Annotated in this window: 1 protein-coding gene and 1 pseudogene; both read left to right on the plus strand. The window is 72.2% G+C overall.

Features of this window, described 5'->3' with window-relative positions:
• Window positions 1-619 (plus strand): annotated as a pseudogene (locus IE225_RS32680) (phage capsid protein); the annotation flags it as partial.
• A gap of 19 nt (window positions 620-638) precedes the next feature.
• On the plus strand, window positions 639-1,090 hold a 452-nt coding region (locus tag IE225_RS32685; RefSeq protein ID WP_229880219.1), incomplete at its 3' end, for a phage minor capsid protein.

Genomic DNA, 1,090 nt, shown 5'->3' on the forward strand with positions numbered 1-1,090 from the left:
GATCGTGCCCGATGGCTACCTGCGGGATCATGGGCCCGGACAGGGCGCGTCGTTCGACGACGACCGCGAGGTCTGGCACTCGCTTCGGATGCCGCCCACCGAGGGCAACGGCATCACCCTGTCCCAGTTCGCCATACGGGTTGAGGAGCACCAGCGCAGCGCCGAGGCCCTGATGAGGCAGGCCGCCCAGTCCGCCGGGTACAGCGCCCAGTCGTTCGGCCTCGACGGCGGAGGACAGCCGATCACCGCGACCGAGGTCGACAGCCGCGACGCCCGGTCGATGGTGACCAGGAAGAAGAAGGCCGGGTACTGGCGAAACCCGCTCGCACACATCCTGCACGTGCTGTTGCAGCTCGACGCGATCCACTTCGGACGGCCGATCCGACCGGAACGCCCGCGCGTCGAGTTCGGCGACGGCGTCGCCGAGTCCGAGCAGGCCACGGCGACCACGCTCGACCTGCTCAACCGGGCCGGGGCCGTCAGCACGGCGACCAAGGTGCGATGGCTCCACCCGGAGTGGGAAGACGACCAGGTCGACGCCGAGGTCGCCGCGATCCTCCGGGAGACCGGCGCTGCGGACATGCCCGACCCGGGAGGCACCTACCCGCTCGCCGCGTGAGACCGGGGGGTGATCGGGCGTGCCGATTCATCCGGGCATGGTCGAGGATCTGGCCGCGACGACGCGCGACATGTACGCCGACGCCGAAGAACGGTTGCTCGGCATCATCGCGCGGCAGCTCGCCGCCGGCCTCGACGCGCCCGGGTGGGTCGAGGCCAAGCTCGCCGCCGTGCAGAAGCTCAGGCGCGCGACACAGGCCGTCGTCGACGAGCTGGGCCGGGCGACGCAGCTCGAAGTGTTCGACGCCGTCGCCGAGTCGTACAACCGCGGCCACCGTGCCGCGGTCGCGGAGTTGGGCGCCCTGTCCGACGACGCGCGCGCCCTGGTCGACGACCGCACCCCCAACGCGCAGGCCGTCGACCGCCTCGCCGCCGAGGCCGTCGACGTCGTCACCGCGACGCACCGCTCGATTCTGCGGGCCGTCGTCGACGTCTTCCGGGCCGTCGTCGCCTCCGTCGCCGCCACCCCGCT

Source organism: Streptomyces echinoruber (genome assembly GCF_014651135.1).
Taxonomy (GTDB): domain Bacteria; phylum Actinomycetota; class Actinomycetes; order Streptomycetales; family Streptomycetaceae; genus Streptomyces; species Streptomyces echinoruber.